The 25143-nt window shown below is 73.2% G+C and carries 19 protein-coding genes; 6 read left to right on the top strand and 13 right to left on the bottom strand.

All coding sequences use genetic code 11. The annotated features are described in order from the left end of the window. Window positions 1–898: 898 nt before the first annotated feature. The 3 genes from WMF43_RS36200 to WMF43_RS36190 all read right to left on the bottom strand — a co-directional run bounded on the left by WMF43_RS36200 (window position 899) and on the right by WMF43_RS36190 (window position 4731). Window positions 899–1084: a hypothetical protein gene (locus WMF43_RS36200; RefSeq protein ID WP_437671790.1), complete on the bottom strand. Its 186-nt coding sequence runs from the start codon at window positions 1082–1084 to the stop codon at window positions 899–901. 296 nt (window positions 1085–1380) lie between these two features. Continuing rightward, entirely contained in the window at window positions 1381–3390 is a 2010-nt protein-coding gene (locus WMF43_RS36195; RefSeq protein ID WP_437671789.1) for a hypothetical protein, read from the bottom strand. 207 nt (window positions 3391–3597) lie between these two features. Then, on the bottom strand, window positions 3598–4731 hold the full coding sequence (locus WMF43_RS36190; RefSeq protein ID WP_437671787.1) for a hypothetical protein: 1134 nt from the start codon (window positions 4729–4731) through the stop codon (window positions 3598–3600). Window positions 4732–4831: 100 nt separating this feature from the next. Here WMF43_RS36190 and WMF43_RS36185 point away from each other — a divergent pair, with 100 nt between their 5' ends. Beyond that, the gene (locus WMF43_RS36185) at window positions 4832–6691 is read left to right on the top strand and encodes a hypothetical protein (protein ID WP_437671785.1); all 1860 of its coding nucleotides are present in this window, start codon (window positions 4832–4834) and stop codon (window positions 6689–6691) included. Between the two features lie 34 nt (window positions 6692–6725). Here WMF43_RS36185 and WMF43_RS36180 read toward each other — a convergent pair whose 3' ends face one another. The 6 genes from WMF43_RS36180 to WMF43_RS36155 form a co-directional block, all read right to left on the bottom strand. After that, complete coding sequence (locus WMF43_RS36180) at window positions 6726–6983, bottom strand: hypothetical protein (RefSeq protein ID WP_437671783.1); 258 nt, start codon at window positions 6981–6983, stop codon at window positions 6726–6728. Between the two features lie 225 nt (window positions 6984–7208). Further along, window positions 7209–7700, bottom strand: a complete 492-nt coding sequence (gene rraA, locus WMF43_RS36175) for a ribonuclease E activity regulator RraA (RefSeq protein ID WP_437671781.1) — start codon at window positions 7698–7700, stop codon at window positions 7209–7211. Further along, entirely contained in the window at window positions 7700–9061 is a 1362-nt protein-coding gene (locus tag WMF43_RS36170) for a sigma 54-interacting transcriptional regulator (protein ID WP_437671779.1), read from the bottom strand. Before WMF43_RS36170 ends, rraA begins: the two co-directional genes overlap by 1 nt. Window positions 9062–9197: 136 nt before the next feature. Continuing rightward, window positions 9198–10121 (bottom strand): Grx4 family monothiol glutaredoxin, encoded by a 924-nt coding sequence (gene grxD / locus WMF43_RS36165; protein WP_437671777.1) that lies wholly within the window; start codon window positions 10119–10121, stop codon window positions 9198–9200. 149 nt (window positions 10122–10270) lie between these two features. Beyond that, the gene (locus tag WMF43_RS36160; protein WP_437671775.1) at window positions 10271–10780 is read right to left on the bottom strand and encodes a hypothetical protein; all 510 of its coding nucleotides are present in this window, start codon (window positions 10778–10780) and stop codon (window positions 10271–10273) included. A 63-nt stretch (window positions 10781–10843) separates the two neighbouring features. Further along, on the bottom strand, window positions 10844–11239 hold the full coding sequence (locus WMF43_RS36155) for a hypothetical protein (RefSeq protein ID WP_437671774.1): 396 nt from the start codon (window positions 11237–11239) through the stop codon (window positions 10844–10846). Window positions 11240–11399: 160 nt separating this feature from the next. Here WMF43_RS36155 and WMF43_RS36150 point away from each other — a divergent pair, with 160 nt between their 5' ends. Together WMF43_RS36150 and WMF43_RS36145 are read left to right on the top strand one after the other, a co-directional pair. Continuing rightward, on the top strand, window positions 11400–12053 hold the full coding sequence (locus tag WMF43_RS36150; protein WP_437671772.1) for an RNA polymerase sigma factor: 654 nt from the start codon (window positions 11400–11402) through the stop codon (window positions 12051–12053). Further along, complete coding sequence (locus WMF43_RS36145) at window positions 12050–12304, top strand: hypothetical protein (RefSeq protein WP_437671770.1); 255 nt, start codon at window positions 12050–12052, stop codon at window positions 12302–12304. Before WMF43_RS36150 ends, WMF43_RS36145 begins: the two co-directional genes overlap by 4 nt. A 97-nt stretch (window positions 12305–12401) precedes the next feature. Here WMF43_RS36145 and WMF43_RS36140 read toward each other — a convergent pair whose 3' ends face one another. Then, complete coding sequence (locus WMF43_RS36140) at window positions 12402–15458, bottom strand: beta-propeller domain-containing protein (RefSeq protein WP_437671768.1); 3057 nt, start codon at window positions 15456–15458, stop codon at window positions 12402–12404. A gap of 408 nt (window positions 15459–15866) precedes the next feature. Here WMF43_RS36140 and WMF43_RS36135 point away from each other — a divergent pair, with 408 nt between their 5' ends. Next, on the top strand, window positions 15867–16607 hold the full coding sequence (locus tag WMF43_RS36135; RefSeq protein WP_437671766.1) for a hypothetical protein: 741 nt from the start codon (window positions 15867–15869) through the stop codon (window positions 16605–16607). A gap of 112 nt (window positions 16608–16719) precedes the next feature. Here the strand turns inward: WMF43_RS36135 and WMF43_RS36130 are convergent, their stop codons facing one another. The 3 genes from WMF43_RS36130 to WMF43_RS36120 form a co-directional block, all read right to left on the bottom strand. Next, a complete protein-coding gene (locus tag WMF43_RS36130) occupies window positions 16720–17622 on the bottom strand; it encodes a nucleotidyl transferase AbiEii/AbiGii toxin family protein (protein WP_437671764.1) in 903 nt (300 codons plus the stop codon). After that, the gene (locus WMF43_RS36125) at window positions 17619–19667 is read right to left on the bottom strand and encodes a DUF4365 domain-containing protein (RefSeq protein WP_437671763.1); all 2049 of its coding nucleotides are present in this window, start codon (window positions 19665–19667) and stop codon (window positions 17619–17621) included. Before WMF43_RS36125 ends, WMF43_RS36130 begins: the two co-directional genes overlap by 4 nt. Before the next feature lie 246 nt (window positions 19668–19913). Then, window positions 19914–22886 (bottom strand): Hsp70 family protein, encoded by a 2973-nt coding sequence (locus tag WMF43_RS36120; protein ID WP_437671761.1) that lies wholly within the window; start codon window positions 22884–22886, stop codon window positions 19914–19916. A 216-nt stretch (window positions 22887–23102) separates the two neighbouring features. Between WMF43_RS36120 and WMF43_RS36115 the strand changes: the two genes are divergently transcribed. After that, on the top strand, window positions 23103–23585 hold the full coding sequence (locus tag WMF43_RS36115) for an OmpA family protein (protein WP_437671759.1): 483 nt from the start codon (window positions 23103–23105) through the stop codon (window positions 23583–23585). Between the two features lie 598 nt (window positions 23586–24183). Beyond that, the gene (locus tag WMF43_RS36110) at window positions 24184–24921 is read left to right on the top strand and encodes a hypothetical protein (protein WP_437671757.1); all 738 of its coding nucleotides are present in this window, start codon (window positions 24184–24186) and stop codon (window positions 24919–24921) included. Window positions 24922–25143 lie beyond the last annotated feature (222 nt).

The following is a 25143-nucleotide window of genomic DNA, read 5'->3' as shown; positions in this document are numbered from 1 at the left end:
ACGCCCAAGGGCCCGGCGAAGTACCACTCGGACTGGGCGCGGCCACCTGGAGCAACCCCCACCACGCGGTCACAGATCACGGCACCACATACCGGCATTGAGTAAATCGCAAGGGACGGCCCGCGCATGCGGGCCGCAGATTCGTCTCCGGGTTCGATTCCCGGCGCCTCCACCGCAGAGACACGGCGCGAGCCGTGTCTCCCTGCTTTATGTGTGGCCCTGCGTGTGACTTCTCGTTCCCGCGCGCGGCCTTCGGCCAGCCAACACCGGGCGAAGATGCAAGGAGCAACGACCAACCCGAGGACGACCAGCCCGCGCAACCAGACGTTTCCGTGGGGATTGTTCGTTGCGCTCTCGTAGTTCATTGCGGTGAAGAGGCGCCACGCACCGGAAACTACGATGCCCGTGAACCTCAGGGTTGAATTCATCGCTTCTCGCGCCTCGACCGAACCGCTCAGAACGCTGCGCACATGAGGCCGAGGCCGAAAGCGGCAACAATCCTCGGAATGACGGTCTCTTCCGCTATGTCGCTTGGTAGCCGCACATCGAAGGTTCCAGCACACCCTCGATCTCTCCCGCCTCTCCCGTCTCGGAAGAGCCTTGACCAGGCGTCGTTGCGACCGTGCAACCGGTGAGCACCGCTCCCGAACCGAGCAACCCGACCGGTATAGCAATCCTGCACATCGTCCACCTCCGTCCGGAGCTGATGCGAGAGCGAGACCAGGCGGCGGCGCGCGCCGTGCGTCCCTGGCGCGGAGCTCCTCGTCGGCCGGGCATGGGTCCTCGGCGCGTTACCCGGCGCTTCCGAGGACGATCATGAACTCGTCGCCACCACCCCCCCCGGGGCCGCGTGGGCGCCCCTCGCGTACGGATCGGTCACGCGCACCACCGCGCGGTGCTAGCGTCGCGACCTCAGCCTGCCGACCAGGCCCACCAGCGCGACGACACCCCCGAGCGGGAAAGCGAGGAGCCCCGCCGCGCCGCAGTTCAGCAGCGTCGAGACGGTCTCCGCCAGCAGTCGCGCCTTCTGCGCCGGGTCCGCGCTGCCCGACGTCGCGGCGGACGCGAGCACGACGGGGAGCACCCCACACGCGGCGCCGCCCGCCACAGCGAGCAGGCCGAGCGTCGCCCCGCGACCCTACCGGCGCCGCAGGAGGGCGTGGAGGCCGAGCGCGGCCACACCGAGGGTGACCAGGCCGAGGAGGATCATCAGCGCGCAGAGCGCCTGCGTCATGGCGTCGTCCTGCTTCGTTGCATGGCGGCGGTCATCGCCGAGCGAACCTGGCTGGTGCGGAAGTGCTGGCCCACGACCATGGGCGGCACGTGGACGAGGCCGCGAGCAGCGCGTACAGACGCTGGGCGGGTCTCTCGCGAATCCGGCTACGCCGCGGCGGAGACCGCCTTCTTCCCGTTCCGCGGCGCCGCGGCGGAGCGCGCGCCGGCGCCCTGCGGCTTCGTCGGCGTCTTGTCCGCGGGCGGGGCGGCGGAGACGGCGCGGACGAGCGCGGCGGCGATGGCCGCCGTCATCCGCGCGGTCGGCAGCCGCGGCGTGAAGGCGAGCACGCGCTCGGTGGGGCGACGGCCGCGCGAGGACCGGGCGCTGCGCGCGAGCCGCTCGACCGCGCGCTCGCACGGCGAGCCCGGGGCGACGCGCAGGAGGATCTCGGGCAACGCGATGGCTCCGCCGGCGCCGGGCGCGTAGACGACGCCGACCTCGATCGACACGAAGCCGGGGAGCGCGGCGCGCGGCGCGAGGCCGAGCCGGAGCTCGTCGGCGTCGGGGCTGCCCTCCGGGAGGCGGAGGCGGCCGACCACGCGGAGCTCGGGCGCCGCGGGCGCCTTCGATGCACGGCGCTCCGCGTCCGCGGGCGCCTTCGATGCACGGCGCTCCGCGTCCGCCGCCGCCTTCCCGCGGCCCGCCGCCTTCGCGGGCTTCTCGTGCGCGCGCCGCACGCGCCGCGCGACGTCGCGCAGGAAGGCGACCGGGGCCGCCGCCGGATCGGGGGGGAGCTCGGCGAGGCGGCCGGTGCAGAAGATCGCGAGCAGCGCCGTCGCGTCGAGCGCGAGCAGGTGGGCGTGGTACGGCGAGGCGCCGTGCGCGGCATAGACGCCCGCGCCGAGCGCGGCGAGCAGCGCGGCGAAGAGCGCCTTGCCGGCGCGCGTCGAGACGTCGAGGTAGACGCCGCGCACCCGCGGCGGCTCGCGGAACGCCTCGGCCTCGGCGACGGGGAGCCACTTGCCCGGGCGCCGCAGGGCCCCGCCGGCGCGCTCGGGGTGGGGCGTGCGGTGCGCGGCGAGCGCGGTCGCCGCGGCCACGAGCGCGGCGCCGGCCGTGCCGTCCTTCAGGAGCAGCTGCAGGGCGACGCCCGCGACGAGCGCGAGCCCCGCGAGGGCGGCCCGCGGCGCGAGCGGGATCGGCACGAGCGGCCGCGGCGCGACGCCGGCGGCGCGCGCGAGGCGCTCGTGCTCGCGCGCCTTGAGCGCGACGAGGGCGCTGTAGAGCGCGAAGAGGAGCGCGCCCGCGGCGAAATACAGGGTGCGGCCGCGATCGCGGCCCTCCGCCGCGGCGTCCGCGAGGCGGCCGAGGGCGTCGGCGGCCGGCGGCGCGGCGGCGGACGCGGGCTGGAACGCCCGCGCGTCGGCGCGGATCACCCAGCGGAGCGGATCGCCCTTCGGGGCGTACGGGCGGAGCAGCTCGAGCTCGTCCGTGTCGAGCGAGCGGCGGAGCGTCGACAGCGTCACCGGCGGCGCGAGCGCGCCGTCGGCCGACCCCTCGCCGGCGGGCGCCTCGTCGACGCGCGCCTCGTCGACGCGCGGCGCGTCGGGCGCCGCCGGGAGCTCGACGATGAGCCGCGCGGCGTCGTAGCCGTCGTCCCAGAGGGGGCCGGCCCACGAGACGCGCGCGCTGGGGCCGTCCTGCGCGATGAGCCCGCGCCGCATGAGGTCGGTGCGGTAGCGGAAGAAGAGCACGAAGACCCCGCGGCTCAGGCCCTTGCCGTCGATGCGGGCCCGCAGCGACGGCAGGGGGCGCGAGCCGTCCTCGCGCGGGCGGCCGTCGGACGGCAGCAGCTCGAGGGCGACCGGCGTCGCGGACGCGAGCGAGCTCGCCTCCGCGGCCTTGAGGGGCACGGCGTAGCTGCCCGGATCGAGCTGGGCGTCCGGATCGACGCCCTGGATGTCGAGCGCGCGGAGCGGCCCGCCCGAGACCTTCAGCGTGACCTTGTGCTCGACCCTGGCGACGCCGGCCCGGTCGATCGCGAGCCGCACGTCGTCTCCGGCGACGTGCACCTCGACCCACGCGCGCGCGGGACGAGCGAGCGCGATCGACACGAGCACCGCGAGCAAAGGGAGCAGCGCCGGCCCGGGGCGGCGGGCGATGCGAGGGGGCATGGTGCAGACGTCCCACGGCGCAAGGCGCAGGGCCAAGTTCTGGGGGGCGGGGAGGATGGGGCGGGCAGGGCGGGGCGGCGGAGAGGGCGCCTGCCCGAGGCCCGGAGGCGGCCGGCGACACCTGGGCCGCCCGCGGCGCCTGGCCCGCCGGCGGTCGCGAGGCCGCGGCGGCGCCCGCGCGCGGCGCCGCGGCGAGCGGTGCGCACGTCAGAACACGACGCCGAGCGAGAGCGAGCCCAGGAGCTTGATCTTGTCGGCCTTGTTGTAGAACGGGAAAGCCTCTCTGTAACGCGGATCGTCGTCGTCGGTGCCGGTGACGACCAGGACCGGATCGGCCAGCGCGACGCTGAGGCCGATCCCGCCGGACATCGCGAAGCCGCCGTCGCGGCCGAACACGTTCGTGCTCCCGAGCATGCCGCCGAGGATGACGCTGCTCACGTCGCCCACGCCCGGATCGATGCCCGAGTAACTTGAGGTGACGGTCGCCTCGAACGACTCGTACCCGAGGCGCCCCTTGATCCAGAACCCTTGCAGCGGCTTGCCTTCCACATAGACGCCGACGTCGGCCGCGAACGCGAAGCCCGTCGTGTCGAGCTGCTCATCCAGTAGCGAGCCCCAGATCCAGGACGGCGAGATGCCGACGGTGAGCGGTCCGACGACGGCGAGCTCGCCCTCGAAGGTCATCCTCCCGAGCAGCAGATCGAAGGCGTTGTAGCGGACCGACCAGCGGCAGCAGGCCGACTCGGGCGGCTTGGGGGGCGGCGGCGGTCCCTCCGGCAGCGCATAGGCCTGACCGTAGCCCTGCTGCGGATAGCCTTGCTGAGGATATCCCTGCTGAGCGCCCTGGGGATAGCCTTGCTGGGGATACCCTTGTTGAGCGCCCTGCTGAGGATATCCCTGTTGGGGGTACCCCTGCTGAGCGCCTTGCTGCGGGTAGCCTTGCTGCGGGTAGCCCTGTTGAGGATACCCCTGCTGAGCGCCCTGTTGCGGGTAGCCTTGCTGAGGATACCCCTGCTGGGCTCCTTGCTGCGGGTAGCCTTGCTGAGGATATCCTTGCTGAGCACCTTGCTGAGGATACCCCTGCTGAGCGCCCTGTTGCGGGTAGCCTTGCTGCGGATAGCCCGGCTGCGGATAGCCTTGCTGCGGGTACCCGGTCCGCGGCTGGGCAGCTCCGCCGCCCTGCCCCTGGCCTTGCGGGGGCGGCTGACCGGGCGCCTGCGCTGCCGCCGCGGGCGCGAAGAGGAGCGCGCCGAGGAGGGCGCCGCACGCCGCCGCGCGGGGGACCGTCCTGGCGAAGGGCGCGCGCGCGGAGCCCCGGCCCGTGGTGGAAGCGCAATCCATGCGACGGACTCTACCGAATCCCGCGCAGGCCGGCTACACGCGCGCTGCAACCCGTCGCTGCGCTCGCGTGCGCGATCTCCAGCCTGTAACCTCCCCGCCGATGCCGCCTTTTCCTGACTCCGTCTCCTCCGCCGCCCCCGCGGGCAGCGCTGCGTTCCTCGAGACCGCTGCCGGTCCAGAGGCCGCGCGCGGGGCGGAGACATCGCCTGTCGAGCTTGATCGCGCGCTCGCCGAGCTCGGCGACGCGGCGCTCGGGTTCGCGCGGATGCCGCCGGGCGAGAAGGCCGCGCTGCTCCGCTCGCTGCTCCCGGGTCTGCTCGCCGCGGCGCGGCCGGAGGTCGAGGCGTCGTGCGCCGCAAGGGGGCTCGACCCCGGCTCCGCGGCCAGCGGCGACGTGTGGCTCGCAGGGCCGTGCGCGACGATCACGTACGTGCGCCGCCTGGCCGAGGCGCTCGAGGACATCGCCGCGCGCGGCCGCCCGCGGCTCGGCCGCGGCGCGGTGCGCGCCCGCGCGGACGGCAGGATCGAGGTCGACGTGTTCCCGGCGGACCGCAAGGACGCCCTGCTCTACGGGCACCTCCGCGCGCGTGTGCTGATGCAGCCCGGCGCGACGCCGGACTCCGTCCGGGAAGCGCAGGCGCGCTTCTACCAGCAGCGCGACCCCGAGGGCGGCGTCGCGCTCGTGCTCGACGCGGGCGCCGCCGCGGGCGCTCCCCTCCGGGACGTGCTCCACCAGCTGTTCGTCGAGGGGCGGGTCGCCGCGCTCGCCTTGAGCCCTCGCCACGCCGCCCTCGGGCCCCTCCTCGAGAGCGCCCTCGCGCCGCTGCTCGCGCGCGGGCTGCTCCGCGTCGTGCGCGGCGGCCCGGAGGCGGGCGCGGCCCTCGCGGGCCATCCGGCCGTGTCCGCGGTGCACATCACCGGCCCGGCCTCCGCGCACGACGCCCTCGTCTGGGGGCCGCCGGGTCCGCTCTCGGCGCGCCGGCGGGCCGCGGGAGAGCCGTTGTTCCACAAGCCGATCACCTCCGTGCTCGGCGGCGTCAGCCCGGTCCTCGTGATGCCGTGGCTCTACGGCGAGGAAGAGCTCTGGTACCAGGTGAGGAGCCTCGCGAGCCAGCTCGCGCGCAGCGCCTCGTCCGGCGGCCAGGAGGCCACGGCGCTCGTGCTGCCGCGGGGCCTCGTGCAGCGGCCGCTGCTCCTCCGGATGCTCCGCCGCGCGCTCGCCGGCGCGCCGCGCCTCCACGTGCCGCCCGCCGGTCCGGCCGTCGATCCGCACGCCGAGGCGCGGCGCGAGGCGCTCGCGGCCGGCCGCGCGGCGCTCGAGGGCGAGCGCCTCGAGGGCTCCGCCGACGCGCCGCTTCCGCCCGGGATCGTGCGCCTCGGCGCGCCCGGGTCAGGCGAGCTCCCGTGGACGTGGATCACCGGGCTCTCGGAGGCCGACGCCGGCGACGCCCTGCGCGACGTGGAGGCGCTCTCAGGCGCCCTCGCCGTCGTCGAGGTCGGGACGAGCGACCCGGTCGAGTTCCTGGAGGCGGCCACGCGCCTCTGCAACGACCACCTCCCGGGCACCCTGAGCGCGTCGATCGTGGCGCACCCGATCAGCGAGGAGGACCCCGCCGTGGGCGCCGCGCTGGGCCGCGCCCTGCTCGAGCTCCGGTACGGCGTGATCGCCGTGAACCAGCCGCCGGCCGCCGTGCACGCCGCCGCCGCGCTGCCCTGGGGCGGCCACCCGAGCGCGACGCTCACCGACGTCCACAGCGGGCTCGGCTTCGTCCACAACCCGGCGATGCTCGGTCCAATCGAGAAGACCATCGCCCGCGCCCCGCTCACCACCTTCCCGCGGCCGCCCAGCTTCTGCGACCACCGGCGCGCCCACGTCGTGGGGGAGCGGCTCGCGGCCTGCGCGGCGGATCCTGGGTGGGGCGCCGTCGCGCGCGTCATGGCGGCGGCGCTGCGGGGGTGACCCCGGCCGCCGCCACGACGCGCGGGAACGCCGACTACGAGGAGCGCTCCGGCAGGGACGAGCGGAAATCCTTCAGCTTCTGGAGGATGTCGTGCAGCGCGTTCCGCGAGGTCTCGGAGACGTCCCCCGCCAGCTTCTCGGCGTCGAGGATCGTGGGCTCCAGCTTGCTCCAGGCGTCCTTCGCCTCCATGCCGGCCAGGTGCAGCCGCACCCGGATCTCGTCGCGCAGGGTCTGCAGCGACGTCAGGCTGTTCTGGAGCTCATTCTTCAGATCGGACGTGATGTTGCTCATTCCTTCCTCCCTGTTCTGTGAGGTGTGGTGGTCCGATCGAGAATGCATTGGCCGCGCCAGGTGGCGTGCTTCGACGCGGCGCGCGACGCACGACGCGTGCTCGCAGGAGACGAGCCCATCAATCCACCAGTTATCCGCGGCGACCGCCGCACCCGGGGTGTGGCGAAATGGCTCCTCCGGTGCCCTTTCGCCTCGCTCGGCCGGCCGTCACGCCACGACAGCAGCTCAGGTCAGCGGTTCCTTCGTGTGGATGAGCCCGTCGTGATCGGCATACACGAATCCGCCTGGAACATAGGTAATCCCGCCGAACGTCACCGGGATGTCGCGCTCTCCCGCGCCCTGCTTGCCGCTCTTTCGCGGGTGTGTCGCGAGCGCCTTCACGCCGATCGAAATGCGGGCGATCGCCTCCGCGTCGCGGATGCAGCCATACACGACCAGGCCGGCCCAGCCGTTCTGGTGGGCGATGGCGGCGAGGTTGTCGCCGAGCAGGGCGCAGCGCAGGGAGCCGCCGCCGTCCACCACCAGCACCCGCCCTTCGCCGGGCCCTTCGAGCGTCTTGCGGACGAGCACGTTGTCCTCGTGGACCTTGACCGTGACGACGCGCCCGTGAAAGAGCCGCGCCCCGCCGTAGTCGCGGAAGATCGGATCGGAGACGAGGACGGCCTCCGGGTGCTCATCACACAGGTCGGTGGTTCGGTAGGTGATCTCTCGGGTCATCAGGGCTCCTTGGCAGGTTTTGGCGGCGCGCGCCGCACGCCCGCGTCCGCCAGCGCCGCCGCGTCGACGCCGTTGCGGGCGAGCCAGCGCCGCAGCTGGCTGCGGTGCATCCCGAGCGAGCGGGCCGCGCGCGTGATGTTCCCCTGCTCGCGCCGCAGCGCCGCCTCGATCGCGACCCGCCGCATGTCGGCCGGCGCCTCCGGGCGCTCCTCGACGTCGGTGATGTCGAGGCCCGCGGTCGGCGAGAGATCCGACGCCTCCACCGCCGCGCGCCCGGCCGCGATCGCCGACAGGCCCGCCTGCCGCACTTCGCGCAGCAGCTCCCGCACGTTGCCCGGCCACGGGCGCACCGCGCACGCCTCCAGGAACAGCGCCGTCGGCGCGAGCCCCGCGCCCGTGCGACGGAGCTCCGCCGCGACGAACCAGGGCAGCTCCTCGATCCGCTCGATCAGGGGCGGGATCCGCACCTCGGGCCGGCCGATCCGGTAATACAGGTCCTGCCGGAAGCGGCGGCCCGCGACCTCGGCCTGGAGATCCCGCAGCGTGGCCGCGCAGATCCGAATTTCCACCTTGCGCGGGCGCGTGTCGCCGAGCGCGACCACCTCGCGCGTCTCCAGGACGCGGAGCAGCTTCGGCTGGACCGCGGGGTCGAGCTCCGCGATCTCGTCGAGGAACAACGTGCCGCCGTGCGCCGCCTGCACATACCCCTCCGCGTCGGCGGTCGCGTCCGAGTACGCCCCGCGGCGCGCCCCGAAGAACAGCCGCTCGGCCAGGCCCTCCGGGACGGCGGCGCAGTTCACGGCGACGAAGGGGCCGCCGCGCCCGGTCGCCGCGTGGAAGGCGCGCGCCGCGAGCTCCTTGCCCGCGCCGCTCGGCCCGGTGAGCAGCAGCGTGTCGCCCCGCGCCCCGGCCCGGATCACCTTCTCGCGCACGTGCCGCAACGTCGGGCCGACCAGGCCGTCCTCGTGCTCCAGCACGCCGCCCCGCTGGAACAGCGCGATGTCGGCGGCGAAGCGGAGCAGCGTGCTCCCGAGCCGGAGCACGCGCGGCAGCGACGAGAAGACCTGATGCTGGACGCGTCTTCCGTCGACGAAGGTGCCGTTCCTGCTCCCGAGATCGCGGACCTCGATGCCCTGACCAGAGAGCGCCACCCGGACGTGCCGGCGCGACACCTGATCATCCTCGAGGACCACGAGATCCTCCGCGGGCGCGCGCCCGAGCTCGATCGCCCCTTTCCTGAGCGAGAGCGGCGCGCAGGCGGGCTGTCCGCGGGTGAAGATGACGACCAGACCCGGCACCGGCGGCTCCGGGACGACCCGCACCGCGTCGTCGGCCTTCCCCGTCTGATCGTCGGCTATCACACCAAAGACATACATGATCCCCGGGCTCCCCAGAAGGGAGCAGGTGTTCACCGGGGGCGCGCGCGCGGGGGCGAGAGCGGAGGCGGTCAGCACCGCGGCAGGGCGGGGTCGACGTTTTCGACGTTTGTGGAGGCGGTCAGTACCGCGGCACGGTGGGGTCGACGCTGTGCGACCAGGCGTCGATGCCGCCCTGGAGGTTGTAGACGTCCTTGAACCCCTTCGCGAGGTAGTGCTCTGCGGCCGCCTGGCTGCGCCCGCCGTGGTGGCAGTGGAAGACGAGCCGCGTGTCCTTGTCGAGCCCCTCCAGGTAACGCTGCCCCTCCGCGTCGAGGTGCCGCGCCCCCTCGATCGAGGCGATCGCGCGCTCCTGCACGGTCCGCACGTCGAAGAGCTCCACCGCCTCGCCCCGGTCCAGCAGCGCCTTGAGCGCGGCGGGCGAGAGCTGCTTGACCTTCGGCGGCTCGTTCGGGCTCTCCAGCTTGAAGCCGCCGCCCGAGGGGCCCTCCACGAAATCGATCGACAGCCCGTCGGCGCGCCGCGCGCTCGCGCGGTCGAGGAGGAACACGACGCCGCCGGCGTCGACCTCGACGTCGCCGGCCTGCCGCGGGCCGAAGTAGAGGCCGTAGTTGTAGGAGGGGTCGATCTCGATGTGCACGAAGTCGGCGTCGGACTCCCGCGCGGCCGCGAACGCGGCGACGGCGGCCTGGCTCACGCGCAGCGACGGCACCTTCGCCGCCTCCTGCGCGACCCCGAGCGTCTTCACGAGCTCCCCGGTCGCGTGCAGCTCCTTCACGATGTCGCACCCGCCCACGAACTCGCCCCGCACGTAGAGCTGCGGGATCGTCGGCCAGCTCGAGAACTCCTTGATGCCGTCGCGCAGCTGGGCATCCGAGAGGACGTCCACGGTCTGGTACTCGGGCAGGAGCTCGTCGAGGATCCTCACCACCGTGGCGGAGAAACCGCACTGCGGCATGGTGCGCGTCCCTTTCATGAACAGGACGACGTCGCTGTCGCGGATCATCGCCGCGATCCTGGCGCGCATGGGCTCGCTGAGGCTCATTCTCGTTCTCTCCTGCGGGCGTGAGGCGCGGTGGGCTCCCGCGCGCGTCCGCGGGCCTTCGCTAGCATGGGCAGCACACGGCAGCGAGCGCCCTCGCGGGCCTGCTCGCCCGGATCCGCCGCGGCCGGAGCGCCCGCCTCAGCGGCGCCTCAACGCCCGAGGAGCAGCCCGACGATGGTCGCGACCGCCGCCAGCGCCGCCAGCACGACGGGCGTGCTGAGCTGCGCGCCGAGCGCGCGCACGCCCGCCGTGGAGGGGCGCGCGAGCGCGTCCGCCGGGGGCGGCGCGATGCGGCGCACGCCAGGGGACGCCGCGCTGTCCGCGCGGACCGCGATGAAGAGCTGATCCAGCGGCGCGTGTTCGCCGAAGGGGCGCACGAGGCGGAGCGTCATGCGCTCGGGGAGGCCTCCGGGCAGCCGGATCTGCAGCTTCCTCGCGGCGGGCTCGACCGGCGTGCGGTGGGCGCCGCTCCGGGCGCAGCTGTCGCAGCCGCCGCCCTCGCAGCGGGCGCAGACGACGCGGTCGGGCACGGTGATCTCGATATGCATGCCCTCGTGCACCCAGGCCGCCGGGACGCCGACCGAGACGCGGCCCCACGAGCCGTCCGACGTGTCGAGACCCTCGCGATCGATCACTTGCCCGAGCTCGGCTCTGCCCATGGACCCCGTCGTGCCGCAGCCGCGCGCCGGCGCCAAGGGCCGGCGCCGGCGCGCCCCGCGGCGTCACCGCGGCGGCGCGTCGCGCAGCGCGCCGCCGCGCTCCGCCTGCGCCCGGCCGGCGCGCAGGACGCCCACGGCCGAGAGCAGGCACGCCACCATGAGGAGCAGGCCGCCGAGCGACCCGGGGCGCGTGCTCTCCATGAGCCCGATCACGAGCGTGCGCGCGAGCTGCGCGTCCGGCACTTTCCCTTCGTCCGCCAGGTAGCTGAACACCGCGCCGAGGTCGATCCAGGTCGCGTGGACCGTCGCGACCAGCGTCGTCAGCCCCATCGCCGCGACGAACCGGAGCTGCCCGGGCTCCGGCCGCCGCGCGAACCGGGCGCTCGCTCCGACCGCGACCATGCCGAAGACCAGGATCGGCCACATCCCCACGCCGCCCTCGACGAAAAACTCGATCATCGTTGCCTCCCTCTTCTCGTCCGTTTCGTTCGTTGCGCGGCGCCTGCCGCGGCGCCGCCGTCCCGTGAGTCCCTGCCGCCGCTGCCCGCGCCGGCGCTCTTGATCTCCCAACGGGGCGCCGCGCTCCTCGTGACCGGAAATCTTCCTTGTCACGCCCGGCGTGCGCGCGCGTTATGGGGGCGTGGAGAGCGAGCGCGCCGTGCAGACGTCGGACGCCGAGCTCGCGGCGCGCCTCAGGCGCCGCGACCCGCGCGCCTTCGACGACGTCTATGGGCGTTACGCCCCGCGGCTCTTCCGCTTCCTCGTGCGCCTGGCCGGCCGGCGCGACGTCGCCGACGACCTGTTCCAGGACACGTGGCTTGCCGTCGCGCGCCACGCCGACCGGCTGGCCGAGGACACCGACCTCTGCGCGTGGCTGTTCACCATCGCCAGGAACCGCTACCGGAGCCACCGCCGCTCCGCGCTCATCGACCTCGCCCGCGCCGCGCTGTTCTCCCGCGAGCCCGCGCGGCCCGCGCCCGAGCCCGAGGGCGCCGCGGACGCCCGCGCCGACGTGGCCGCGCTCGAGGCGGCGCTGCGCGAGCTCCCGGCGGTCCACCGCGAGGTGCTGCTGCTCGGCGCCGTGGAGGGGCTCGAGGCGGCGCAGGTCGCGGGGGTCCTCGGCATCCGGGAGGACGCCGCGCGCAAGCGCCTGTCCCGCGCCCGCGCCGAGCTTGCGGCCCGCCTCGAAAAGCGAAATGCTGAGCGTCCCCGGCAGGGGCCGGCGCCCCCGATCACCGCCGCGCCCCGGGGCGCGCGGGGAGGTTCTCGATGAAGCCGCAGTCAGAAGAGGATCCGCTGGCGAGGGCCCTCGCCGAGCTGCCGGCCGTCCCCCTGGATCCGGCCCGGGCCGACGTGGTCCGGCGCAGCGCCCGCGCCGCGCTGATCGCGGAGGGGGCGCGCCCTCGGCCGCTCGCGCGGCTCTCCCTCGCCTGGTCGGCGGTGATCCTGCCGGGCGTGCTCCTGAGCTCGGGCGCCGTGTACGTGTGGGTGGCGGTGCAGAAGATCGGGCAAATCTACGGGTGATCTTCGGCCCGTCGCGGGGGTGGTCGGGTAGGGGACCGACCGGGCCGCGCCCTCGCCGCCCGCGGGAGCGGCCAGGGCGCGGCGCGTGATCACGTGATCAGCGGAGGTCGATCACGTCGATGCCGTAATGCCCGAGGGAGCAGAGCGCGCGGTCGCCGTCGAGCGTCACCTGGTAGATGTACGACGAGAGCTCGCCCTTCCGCTCGAACGTCAGCTCGTCGAGATCCGCCGCGTCGAGGACGGCGATCGCGGGCGGGTCGTACGTGGACAGGATGAGGCGCGTCCCGTCCGCGAGGAGCGGCTGGCCCTGGCCGATGTCCTCGCTGGTCTGCGTCGCGACCCGGATGCGGCCCTCCGCGAGCCCGCCGGCCACGAGGAGCCCGGGCCCGCTCGAGGCGACGCCGTCCCCCTCGGCCACGACCCAGCCGCTGCCGTAGCTGTACATGAAGACGCGGCCGTCGCCGACGAACGCCTGCGAGATCCCCACGGCGTCGTCGATCGGGCTCTCGTCGCGGAGGCGCGCGGTCGTGCCGCCGACGTCGACGAGCTTGAGGGTGCGGTGGGTGCCGAAGCAGCGGCCCGGCCCGGACCAGTCTTCCGGTCGCGCCGGAACGAACTGGGCGTCATAGGGGAACGAGCTGTAACACGCCTCGTAACCCGTCGCCTCGAACGCGATCGCCTCGTAATCCATCGTGAGCAGCCGGCTCGAGCCGGAGTCGAAGGCGAGCAGCGAGCCGGGGACGTTGATCGGCGCCCGCACCACCGGCGAGGACGGGTCCGAGATGTCGATGCGGTCGAAGTAGAAGCGCGCCCGGGAGGCGTCGTCGGGCAGCGGCACCCAGTGGGAGGTGAGCACGGTGGTGCCGTCGAGCTGGAGACCCGTGTGGCCGGCGCCCTCGGGCAGGGCGACCGAGCGGTGCGCCGGGCTCCGGGGGTTGGACAGGTCGATGATCTCGAGCGACGCCTCGTGAGAGCGCGGCCCCACGCTGCCGTCGTCATAATAGTAGTACTCGTCGGTGACGGAGCGGAGGACGAGGGTGCTGCCCGCCTGGACCACCGAGTCGCCGGCGGCGACGACGCGGTACCCGTAGTAGTAGAGCGCGCTGCCGCTGATCGGCAGCTCCTTCTGGCTCGCGACGCGGGGGTTCGCCGGGTCCCTGAGGTCGATGACGGCGACGCGCGTCTTCGTCCAGTCGGACGAGGGCCAGAGCACATAGACGTACTGCCCGTGCGCGAAGAGGCGCGCGTTGCCGAGGCCGCTTCCGTAGCAGCTCCCCGGCTCCGCGTCGGCGAGCGCCGAGAGGTCGAACTCGCTGATCGGCTCGGTGCGCGTCGGGTCCGCGGCGGACACGATCTCGAGCTCTGCGCTGCTGGTCCACCAGTCCGCGCTCAGACGGACCACGAGATCGCCGGTCACGACGGTGTTGTTGATGATCGTGGCGAGGGCCAGATCGGTGACCTCGGCCGGCGCGTCGCGGTCGCTGATATCGAAGGTCGCGACCTCCTCGTCGGAGACGGCGAAGAGCCGCTCGTCGTGGACGAAGGCGCGCCGCGACTGGCCGCGCGCGGACGCGACGCCGCGCTTCGTGAGCGTGCCGCCCGCCAGGTCGAAGTCGATGAGCTGAATCCCGCTCGTGTACGAGCCGCAGCCGTACAGGTCGTCGGTGTACTCCCAGCCGCTGTAGGGCACGAGGATGGTCCCGAGGTCGTTCAGGATGGTGAACGCCTTGTGGATGCGGTCCTGATCCTCGGCGAAGCTCGCCCAGTCGCCGCCGAAGTGGACGCGCTCCAGCATCGTGGGGCGCGCGAGATCGGAGACGTCGAAGAGCGAGACGTGGAGCGCGCCCTCCGCGGCGGCGTTGTCGAACCCGAGGGCGAGCAGCCGGTCGCCGCGCGGCTCCATGTGGTAGACCCAGCCGGGCATCTCGAGCTCGCCGAGCTGGGCGGGGTGCTCCGGGTCGCTGAGGTCGATGGTGAACAGCGGATCGGTCTGCTCCGCGGTGATCGCGTAGGCCTTCGCGCCGTCGAAGCGGACGGAGCGCAGCGTCTCGGGCCGGGGCAGCTCGAGCTCGGTGTAGCCGAGCGCGGTGATCTCCTCCGATGACGCGACGGAGAACGTCTGGACGCCGGGCAGCGCGTCGGTCCGCCAGATGCCGGGCTGGCTGATGACGCGGAGGACGCCCTCGTGTTCGTCCATCTGCCAGCGGCTCTGGATCTGGCCGACGGCCTCGACGATCGCGCCCTCGACGAGATCGCCCTCCGGGTCGGAGATGTCGATGACCTGGATGGTGGAGTGCCCCTCGTTCGTGCCGTCCCACTCGATGCCGGCGACGTACATGCGGTCCTGGGTGACGCTCACGCTGCGGCGCCACCCGTAGCTGTTGGCGTCCGGGTCGCCGTAGCTCAGCTGATCGACGACGCTGATGTCGGCGGGGTCGCCGACGGAGAGGGAGGTGATGGTGGTGTTCGGCTCGCTCCCGCACCCCCAGCAGGCGCCGTTCTCGAAGGTGACCGCGTAGAGCACGTCGCCGACGATGCGCGAGTCGGAGATGGAGCCCGGCAGGTCGAATGAGCCGATCTGCCGGATGTCCGACGGCTCGGAGACGTCGAGCGCCTCGATGCGGCTCGTCTGCACGTAGGTGTAGGTGGCGCTGTCGGCGTCGTAGACGTACGACCCCCACGACGAGAACATGGCGTAGACGACGCCGTCGCGCAGGTACATCTCGAACGGCAACCCGGTCGCCTGGTAGCGCCCGAGGAGGTTCAGCCGGTCGCGCCGGGAGATATCGATGATGCTGAGCCCCGAGTACTGCGAGAGCGCGTAGAGCTTGCCGCCGTGGACCTGGATGATGTCGGCCTCGGTGATGGCGCGCTCCGCCTCGCCGCCGCCGTCGGCGTCCTGGCCGGGGTCGCCACCCGTGCCGGCGCTGGAGCTGTCCGGTGTCGAGGGGGCGCCGGCGCCGTCGCCCTCCGCGGAGTCTCTCCCGGGGCTGCCGTTCGGGTTGCCAGAGATGAAGTCGGTCTGCCCGGGAAGGTCGTCGGACGGGGAAGAGTCCCCCGTCGTCGAGCCGACCTGGCAGCCGATGAGTCCGGCTGAAGCCGCCGCCGTCGCGAGGACGAGCCAGCTGGCGCAAGATCTCGGTAGGAAGGTCATGGTCACCTCGATGAAGACGAGACACAGGGCGTCATGCGCGCGTGGGTGCGCGCTGGGTTGACCCGGGCTCGTGCCGTGCGCATAAGCAAGCGCCAGGCCAGGCTGGACCACACGAAAACGCCGCGGTTTTCTGCGAGGCGAGTGTCGCCTGTGCCAGAGTGTGCAGCCGCTGGAAGGATCGCGCTCTTGCCGCCACACGCAGCGTTTGCGGGTCGTGGCTGGTGGCTGGTGGTGGTGAGGTGAGCCCTGATGACCTGGTGCATGGCTCGCTTCCGCCGTGGGGCGCTGTTCGTTCCCCGTGGCGGGTAAAGCGGAGGCTCCGCAGGGCGCGGGTGCCGGCCGGCACGGAAGCTGCTGGCGCGGGGGACCTGGCGGTGGCACCGTCAATCATTTGAAAGGAGCTTGACTATGAATCTGCTCATCCAGCGTCATCCGTTGATCCTCGCGGCGTTGCTGCTCTTCGTCCCCGTGCTTACGGGCGCGAAGGGCAAGGGTTGCCAGGGCTCGAACGGCGGCGGCGAGGCCGGGGCTGGCGGCGGCGACACCGGGGCTGGCGGCGGCGAGGCGAGGCCTTGTGTGGAGACGGGCTGCAGCGGCCAGATCTGCGCCGAAGAGGGCACGGGCATCGTCACCACCTGCGAGTACCTGGAGGAATACGCGTGTTACGCCGAGCACGGCATCTGCGAGCGCGGCGCGTCGGGCGAGTGCGGCTGGCGGCAGACGCCGGAGCTCGAGGCGTGCCTCGGCGGCGGCGAGCCCGCGCCGTGCGTGGTGACGGGCTGCAGCGGCCAGATCTGCGCCGACGAGGACAGCGACATCGTCACCACCTGCGAGTTCCGGGAGGAATACGCGTGTTACGCCGAGCACAGCGTGTGCGAGCGCGGCGCGTCGGGCGAGTGCGGCTGGCGGCTTACGCCAGAGCTCGAGGCCTGCATCGAGGCGGCCTCGGACGACCGGACGCCGGTCAGCGGCGCCTGCATCCGGAACAGCGGCGACGCGTGCACCACGGACGCCGACTGTGTTGCCGGCGGCTGCGGCGGCGATCTCTGCTACAACCCTGCCGTGAGCGACGGGATCTCCACGTGCGAGTGCGTGGGTCCGGAGCTCGGCTGCGGCTGCGTGGACGGCACCTGCACCTTCTGGGAGTGAGGGCCTTTCTCGCAGCGCCATCACCCTGAGTGGCCTGGGGGGCGCTCGAACGTCTGCTGAAGGCCGTCGAGGACCTCCCGGGTCGACGTCGTGCTGGCGCCGCACGGCAGCATCAACCGCGGCGCCAGGACCAGCGGGCCGGATCCCAGGTCCCCTCTTCCCCGCGGAGGACGGGATCCAGGAACTCGCTCACGCGGGCGCAGACCTCCGCGAGCGTGGGCCAGGGGAGGTCGTTCTCCTCCGCCATGTCCGCATAGGGGCGGACCCAGCTTACGGGAGGCGCCGGCACCTCGGCCGGAACCGGGTGGGACCCACGATGGGTGAACGTGGCGTGGATGGCTTCGCGAAGCAGCACGCTCTGGAACGGACCCGTGGTGGCCAGCAGCGCGAGGTCGGGGAGATCCTTCACGCGTGAGTTCTCGCGCGATCGCGGCAGGGTGAACGCGTGGAGCTTCTCGGCGACGTGAACCTCGCGCGCGTAGACGCGCAGCGTGGTGGGGGGCAGTGCGGCGAAGGCGAAGAAATCGTCGCCTGTCCGCGTCTCGGGCGGCACCAGCATTCTATCGCCGACGGCGATGTCCACGCCGAAGGGATTCCCATAGACCTTGCCTGCGAGCCTGGCCTGCGCGCGGAAGCGCAGGCCCTCATAGACGATGCCCTCGCCCTCCATGGTCGGGTGCCTCGGATCGGGCGTGATGTCGAAGGCGAGGAAGTCGCCGAGATCGCGCTGCCCCGCCACCCGGAGCTCGACCAGGAGCTCATCGGTGCGGCCGCGCAAGGCGAGGTCGATGTCGCGGGTCATCCGGGCGCGCGGCAGCCAGAGCGTCATGGCGACGCCTCCCTTGAGGACCGCCCGATCGCCGAAGTGCGCGGCGATGCGGGCCAGGAAGCGGTCGAAGATGCACCGCTGGCGGTAGCGGGCGACATCCACCGCAGCCGCGGTGGCCGCGCTTCGTATCCTCGCCTCCAGCGCCTGCTTGAACCGCTCTGGCGAGGGATATCTGGGCGGCGTCATGCGGAGCGGGCGCTCGCGAGCCGGAGCTCCTTCACTTCGGCCTGGGTGATCATCCCGCGCTCGAGCGCGTCGGCGATGGCTTGCTCGATGATCTCCGGCGAGACGCCCTTCTCGATGCAATCCCGGATCGTCCGCAGGGCCTTGGTGAACGGGATCGGGCTCAGCCAGGTGATCTCGGAGGGGCTGACCTCCGCATGGTGGAGCACCGTGCCCCGGTCCAGGCGCGCGTACGGCGGAGGCTCCCATCCCGGGGGGACCGTGACGTGGCGTCGGCTCGGCAGGATATCTGAGAGCTGGTTGAGCGCGAGGGCGGTGTCGTGCGAGACGACGCCTTGCTTCTCGGTCTGGAGCCAGAGGATGACGAGGTCCTCGTGCTCCGACGGGGGGAACTGGATCAGGCGGAAGACGTCTCCACTGCAGCGCTCGACGCGCAGCTCGGTCTCGACCTGGGTGGCAGCGGCGAAGCCGGCGTCGATCGCCTGGGCAAGCGTGAAGTAGCCGGCCTGCGCCGAAGCGGCGTCGTGGAGGCGATCGGCCGGCCGCGGCCAGTCGAGGAACTCCTCGACAACGTGCGCCTTCTCGATGTTTACCTTGGCAGGCTCGCCTGTCGCCCTGGCCTGCGCGACAGCCTGGCGCACCGCCGCCGCTACGTGCTCCTGATCGATGAACGTCACCTTGACCCTGCCCAGCGGGATCTCCACCCCGAGCAGCGGCAGTCTCACGCCGTCGAGCTGTATGACGGCGTTGTCTTCCGATCCTGGCCAGCCCTCTGGTTTATTGGCGGGGACGTCGAACTCGAACGTCCAGTCGATGGCTCGCTCTCTCTTGCCGTCCCGACACACGCGATGAAGCAGCTCGATGCTTTCAATGTCGCGCTCGTCGATGCCTCGATCGAGCGAGACGGAGCCGAACGCGGCGATGCGAGGCTCGATAAACGCGAGTTTATCGAGGACCTCCAGGCGGACACGAGCTTGCTCGGCGTAGTCTTGGAACGCCGGAGGAGCCGGGGAGTCGGCGAGACGCTGCCCACCTTCAATGGCGTAAACGTGGATCCGACCGCCTGGACGTGTCAGCGCGAAGCGAAAGGCCGCAGCTTCGCGGGCTTCCTGGACGGTGCTGCCGAAGCGGCGCTGCCAGAGCTTCAGGGTCGATTCACCGTCCTCGATCAGCGTCACTTCAATCGTGAATGTTAGATTCTGGTGCTCGTTGCTCAGCACCATCTGCTTGCTTCCACGCCTGGTGAAACGGAGGTCCACGTAGGGAAGCGACGCAGCGCCGTGGGCGGAGCGGACCTCGACCCGTACAGGAGTACTTCCGTCAGGTGGTCTGGACGCGATTTCCACGCGCGCCAATTGTCCTCGATCGCCGTAGAGCCTGCGATACCAGGCTGGCATCTCGAGCTCTGGCATCCCTGCTCCTTCAAACACGACGCGGGTCCCACGGTCGAGCGCCTCCTGGAACGCGCGCCAGCTCTCTTTTCCTCCGCTGTCGTTGGCAAATTTTAGTGTGATCGTCGAGCTCTTGGCGACCAGCGAAAAGCTTCGGTCAGCAACGATCCAACGAAGCCTCGTCAGCCCGATGTCATCGGTGCCGTGCTCTACCGGTATCGAAACTGACACCGATCTCTGCTCGCGCCATGCCGTGTCCCGGGCGTCGAGGGCCTCGATGAGCGCCGGGATCGTCTGCCAGTATCCTGTCCGCCGCTCGACGTCCCAGACAAGGAGAACCACGAGGGATGTCTGGACCTCCCAGTGCTCGAGATCCTTGACTTCCAGCCGGTAGCGGAGCTCCTCGGAGCCGCGCTGGCCTTTGCGCTTGCGCCGCTCGGCATCCAGCACGCTCTTGAGCTGCACATGGAACAGCAGTCCTGTGGATGTCCCCTGGTCGTAGATATGAACGAGGAAGTCCTCCCCGACGTCCCGTTCGCGTCGATCGACGAGCCAGCCCACCTCGGCCAGCCGCTCCCGGAGCTGCGCCGCGCTCCGATCCTCCTGCTGCACTTCCCTGCTGTAACGCCGGCCGCGTGGCTTCTCGGACGCGCTCATGGGCTGACGCCCCGCCGACCGGCACCAGCGCTGGTCGTCCTCTCAAGCCGCGGTCCGTTCTCCTTCACGGCCAAATCCTACCACAGAGGTCCCAGCCAGCGCCGAACGCGCGCCCGCCGGCTCCGCCCGTACGAGCGGCACCGCCGCGCGTAGCACCCCGGCAACTTCGACGAGGGCATCCGCCGACAGTGTCGCCACCTCGGACGGGCGCCGACGCCGCGCTCCGAGCCCGCCGCCCAGCCCCTGCTACGCGCTCACCAGCCTCAGCCCCACCGGCAGCCCCTCCCCGAAGAACGCCGCGCGCTCGGCCTCCTCGACGGCCACCACCTCGCGCACCGCGCGGATCCACGCCTCCGGCGCGCCCGCCTTGACGAGCCGCCGCTCCACCTCGCCGCGGGTCCGGTCCGACACGTCGCGCGCCCGGTCGCCCGTCCGGCGCGCCAGCTGCACCGCCGCGGGCGCGGCGGACGGCAGCTCCTCCCACTTCTCGCGCAGGAGGTGGTCGAGCCACCGCTCCGCCGCCGCCGGCGAGACCACGTGGTGCACGCTCGCGTAGGTCGGGACGCGGGCGCCGAGGCGGCCGATCGCCGCCCAGAGGCGCGGGTCGCGGTCGGTCCACGTGCGCTCCAGGATCCAGGCGCCGAGCTCGCTCCGCCGCCCCGCCGGCACGCGCTCCAGCGACGCGCAGAGCTCCAGCAGATCGCCCAGCGCCTCCGGCTTCGCCCCCTTCGGCTTCTTCAGCCGCTGCTCCGCGGGCGCGAGGAACGGATCCGCGAGGTCCCGGATCGCGACCTGCAGCGCCTCGTCGAGCCCGCCCGCGATGCGGCGCCAGGCGATCCAGAACTGCTGCCACGACCGCGCCTCCTGCGGGAACGCGAGCCGCTCGGCGAAGAGCGGCGCGACCGCGGCGACGCGCGCCGGATCGCCCGCGTCGCCGAAGCCGGGGCGGAGGCAGTAGCCCGCGAGCGACCAGAAGACGCGCTCGTGATCGGCCGAGCGCCGCCGCGACCGCGCGCTCGGGAGCAGCGTGTCGAGCAGCGCCCGCGCGGTCTCCGTGGTCCAGGTGGCGCGCTCGCCGAGGACACGCTCGAGCTCGCGGACCAGGTTCTTCACCTCCCGCGGCGCGACGTCGGGCCGCCCCTTGCCGAACACCCGCTCGATCGACTCCCGCGCCTCGTCGAGGCGCTTGCCGCCCGGCGTCGCCCCGGCGCCGGCCCTCGCCGCGCCCCGCTCCGCCGCGGCGCCGGCCCTCGCCGCGCCCGGCTCCGGCGCGCCGCCCTCCGCCTCGCCGACCCGCGCGCGGCGGCCGTCCTCGCGCAGCTGGAAGGCGAGCCGGAAGCGGCGCGGCGCCGGGACCCCGACCTCGACGCAGGCGAGGTCGAGCGTGCCGATCGCGGTGAGCTCGCCCTCGATCTGGACGTGCACCTCGGCCTGCTTTCCGGCCGCGGCGCGCGCCGCGTCCCCTGCGTCGAACGCCACCGCGACCGGCGGGAGCGCCTCGAACCGGTCCTCGTCGAGGGGCACGAGGTCGCCCGCGCGATCCACGCGCGCGTCGTCCGACGCGAACAGGTCGAACCGCACCGGGCGGCCCACGACGAGCGCGAAGGTCCGCCCGGCCGCCGCGTGCACGCTGCCCTCCTTCGCGCCGCGCGGCACGACGCAGACCCCGGGCCGCGGCCCCCCGCCCGCGGGCGGCTCGAGGCCGACGTAGTAGCCGCGCGCCGCGCCCCCCTCGATGCGCACCCCGCGGCCGGCGAGCGCGAGGCCGTAGGCGACCGCGCCCCGTGCGACCGCGAGGTCGGGGTCGGCGTACGGGAGCACGTCGAGCGGCGGGCCGCCCCAGCGCTCGATGACCTGGGCGAGGCGCTCCGCGACACGGCGCCCGCGGAAGACGCCGCCGTTCAGGAGCAGCGCGGTCGGCCCGGGCGACTCGGGCGCGTGGCGCGCGAAGAACCACGCCACGTGCCGGGTGATCGCGACGTCGCGCTCGTAGGGCAGCCCGAACGCGACGAGCCCGCCCTTGCCGCGCTGCGGCCGCGCGCCCCGCGGCGCCTCGGGGAAGAAGCCGTCCAGCACGACCCGCTCGGCTTCTTCGCGGCCGAGGCGCGTCGTCAGCGCGCCGCCGACGAGCCGCGCGCCGCGGGAGAGCACCGTCACGGGCGCGTCGTCCGGCGGCGCGGCCTGCGCGTCGGCGCCGCCCAGCAGGCGCTCCTTGGCGGCGCGGCAGGCGAGCACGAGTTGCCCGAAGCGCGCCGGGTCGAGCCGCTCTCCGGCGCCGACCAGGCGAGGCTCGCAGAGGTGGGCGAGCGCGAGATCCATGTTGTCGCCGCCGAGCAGCAGGTGGTGGCCGACCGCGACGCGCGAGACCTCGACGGGGGCGCCCCCGGCGCCGGCGCCGCGCGCCACCCGGATGAGCGACAGGTCCGTGGTGCCGCCGCCGACGTCGCAGACGAGCACGAGCGCCTCCCCGCCCGAGCGATCGAGCACGGCGCCGAGCCCCTCCGGGCCCGCGAGCCGCATGAAGTCGTAGAACGCGGCCTGCGGCTCCTCGAGCAGCCGCACCGAGAGGCCGGCGCGGCGGGCCGCCTCGACGGTGAGCTCGCGCGCGACCTGGTCGAACGAGGCCGGCACGGTGAGCACGACCTCCTGCGCCGCGAGCGGGTGCTCCGGGAAGGCGTCGTCCCAGGTGCGCCGCACATGGGCGAGGATCCGCGCGCTGGCGTCCAGCGGTGAGACGCGCGGCGGCGCGTCCGCTGCTTTCTTCGCGCCGCCCGCGCCGCCCGCGCCGCCCGCGCCGCCCGCGTCCGCCGCGTCCGCCGCGTCGTCCGCGCCGTCCGCGTCGTCCGCGCTCGATTCCCGGCTGCGTGCCCCCCACGGCAGGATCGGCGCCGTGCGGTCGACGCCGGGGTGGCAGAGCCAGCTCTTCGCCGAGGCGACGAGCCGGCCGGGGACCTCGCCGCCGCGCCGGCGCGCGTGCTCGCCGATGGCGAACGGCGCGTCGCCGAACGGATCGGCGGGCGCCTCGCCGGGGAGGGGCGCGTAGAGCAGCGAGGGCAGCAGCGGGCGCGCCTCGATCTCGGTGGCCGTCACGAGCTGCGGGATCGAGAAGACGCGGATCGCGTCCGGCGCGGCGTCGCGCTCGGCCCACGCCACGACGGTGTGGCTCGTGCCGAGGTCGATGCCGACGATCAGGCTCCGGTTCTTCGCCAGGGCAGACATGCGTGCGCGCAGCCAAGATACCGGATCGCCGCGGCGTGCACCCGCCGTGTCCCCCCGCCGGCGCGCGCCTCGGGTCCCGGGCGCGCTGGCGACGCCTAGCCGCGCGCGCGCCGGCACGCCGGCGCTCGCCGGGGCGCTTCTTCCGGGCGATGCCCCGTGCTAGAGGCGCGGTGAGGCAGCGAGATGCGAGCGAACCGAGCGATTTGGCTTGTGGTGATGGGCGTCCTTGCGGCGGGGTGCGGGTCGGCGAAGGTCGAGACGGCGGCGGCGGTGACCGCTGCGCCGCCGCCGCCGCCTCCGCCCCCGCCCGCGCAGCCGGCGGCGCCCGCCGAGGCGGTCATCGAGGGGGATCGCATCAAGATCGCCCGGCCGATCTTCTACGACCTCGACAAGGACGAGATCCGGCCCGAGTCGTTCTCGGTCCTCGACGCGGTGGCGAACATCCTGCGGACGCACCCGGAGATCACCGCGCTCACGGTCGAGGGCCACACGGACAACCAGGGCACGGTGGAGCACAACATCAAGCTGTCCGAGCGCCGCGCGAACGCCGTCGTGCGCTACCTGGTCCAGCGCGGCGTCACGACGCCGATGACGGCGCCGGGCTACGGCGCCGCGTCGCCGCTCTGCTTCACGAACGACGAGGGCTGCCGCGCCGTGAACCGGCGCGTGGAGTTCCGGATCAAGACCGCCCCGAAGTGAGCGGCCGCCGCCCGCTCCGGGCTGCCGGCGCGCCGCGCCGGGCAGCCCCGATCTCCTCGGCGCGCTGACGCCCCCCGGCGCGCCTCGCCTCGTGGCCCGCGGCGCTCGCCCGCCGCCGCGTGTCCTGCGCACCCGTTCGTTGCCCCGCGCGCGTCGTGCGCCGCCCTGCGCCCGCGCCCGCGCCCGCGCCCCGCGCGCCCCGCGCGCCCTGCGCCCGCGCCCCGCGCCCTTCGCGCGCGGCTCCGCGCGCCCTTCGTGTGCCGCTCCTCGGCCCTCCGTGCGCCAGGACAACAGTCCAGGATAACACAGGTCCTCTCTCGAAATCCTCTGCTTCTCGTCACCTCGCGCTCTTCCGGTGAGGTCGGCGACGCTCGCGCGGCCTGCGCGTCGTCACGCGCGCCGCGCCGCGCGTGATGACGCCTGTCCGCCTGTGGGACAAGCGGCTCCCAAAAGACATCCATGCTTCAAAATTCTATTGCTCGGAGTCGCTTCATGGTGGTTAATACATCACGGGAATACGCGCGCTGAGTGCGACGCGGCCATCCAGACAACTCATTTTGTTGCATGGTGGATTATGGCGAGCGCTCGTCGTCGTCCGTTGCATATCGCCTGCCTCGTCCTCTCTGGTCTCGCGTGGATCGCGCCGCGAGGAGCGGCCGCGCAGTCCGCGCCTCACCTCGCGTGGGCCGAGAACCTCGTCTCCAACCTCGCTCCTGACAACAACGAATACAACTCGAGCCCCAGCTTCATCACGTGGGCTGGCGTGTCCGGCGCGCGCCGCTACACGAACCGGACGCAGTGCGCGACCTTCCTGACCGAGCTCCTCAAGCGGAGCTACGGCTTCACCGCGGACTCTCTCTATGACTGGCTGGGCAGCACGAGCCCGAGCGCCGCCGCGTACCACGACGCCATCCTCGAGGAGGACGGCTTCGAGAGGATCACCGATCTCACCGAAGCCCGCGCCGGCGATATCCTCACCATCCGTTACCCTGCCGCGGAGTCGTCGACCGGCCATGTCGCGATCCTCCGCCAGGCGCCGAGGCGCCGGTCCGCGGTGTTGCCCCTCGTCCCGGGCACGGTGCAGTTCGAGGTGAGCGTGGTCGACTCGACGAGCTCTCTTCACGGCACGTCCGACTCCCGGATGTCCTCCGGCGGTCGGTGGGCCACCGGCGCGGGCTTCGGCGTCATGCGGCTCTACACGAGCGTGATGGGCGGCTCCCCGATCGTGGGTTACACGTGGAGCACGGCGACCACGACGGTCTTTTACCCGGCCGCGCTGCGCCCGGTGGCCATCGGCCGCCTGGTGACGGAGGACGACCGGGACGAGGACCGCTAGAAGACCACGCCACCTGGGGGCAGCCCACCTCGCCGCGACCTCCCGCGCCAGCCCCCGCGCCGCGCGTCGCCGCGCATGACGTCGCGCGTCGTTGCGCCCTGAAACCCCGGCGGACCCGGCCGAAGGCCCCGTTGACAAGCGCGAGCGCGGCCGACTAGAGTGGCGGCCCTCTGAGCTCGCTCGGAGGCCCCAGGCCCACCCCATACCGGCTTACGAAACCCG

Origin of the sequence: Sorangium sp. So ce131 (assembly GCF_051519095.1) — a bacterium.
GTDB lineage: Bacteria > Myxococcota_A > Polyangia > Polyangiales > Polyangiaceae > Sorangium.
The sequence above is the reverse complement of the archived record's forward strand: the minus strand, read 5'-3'. Positions and strand labels throughout refer to the sequence as shown.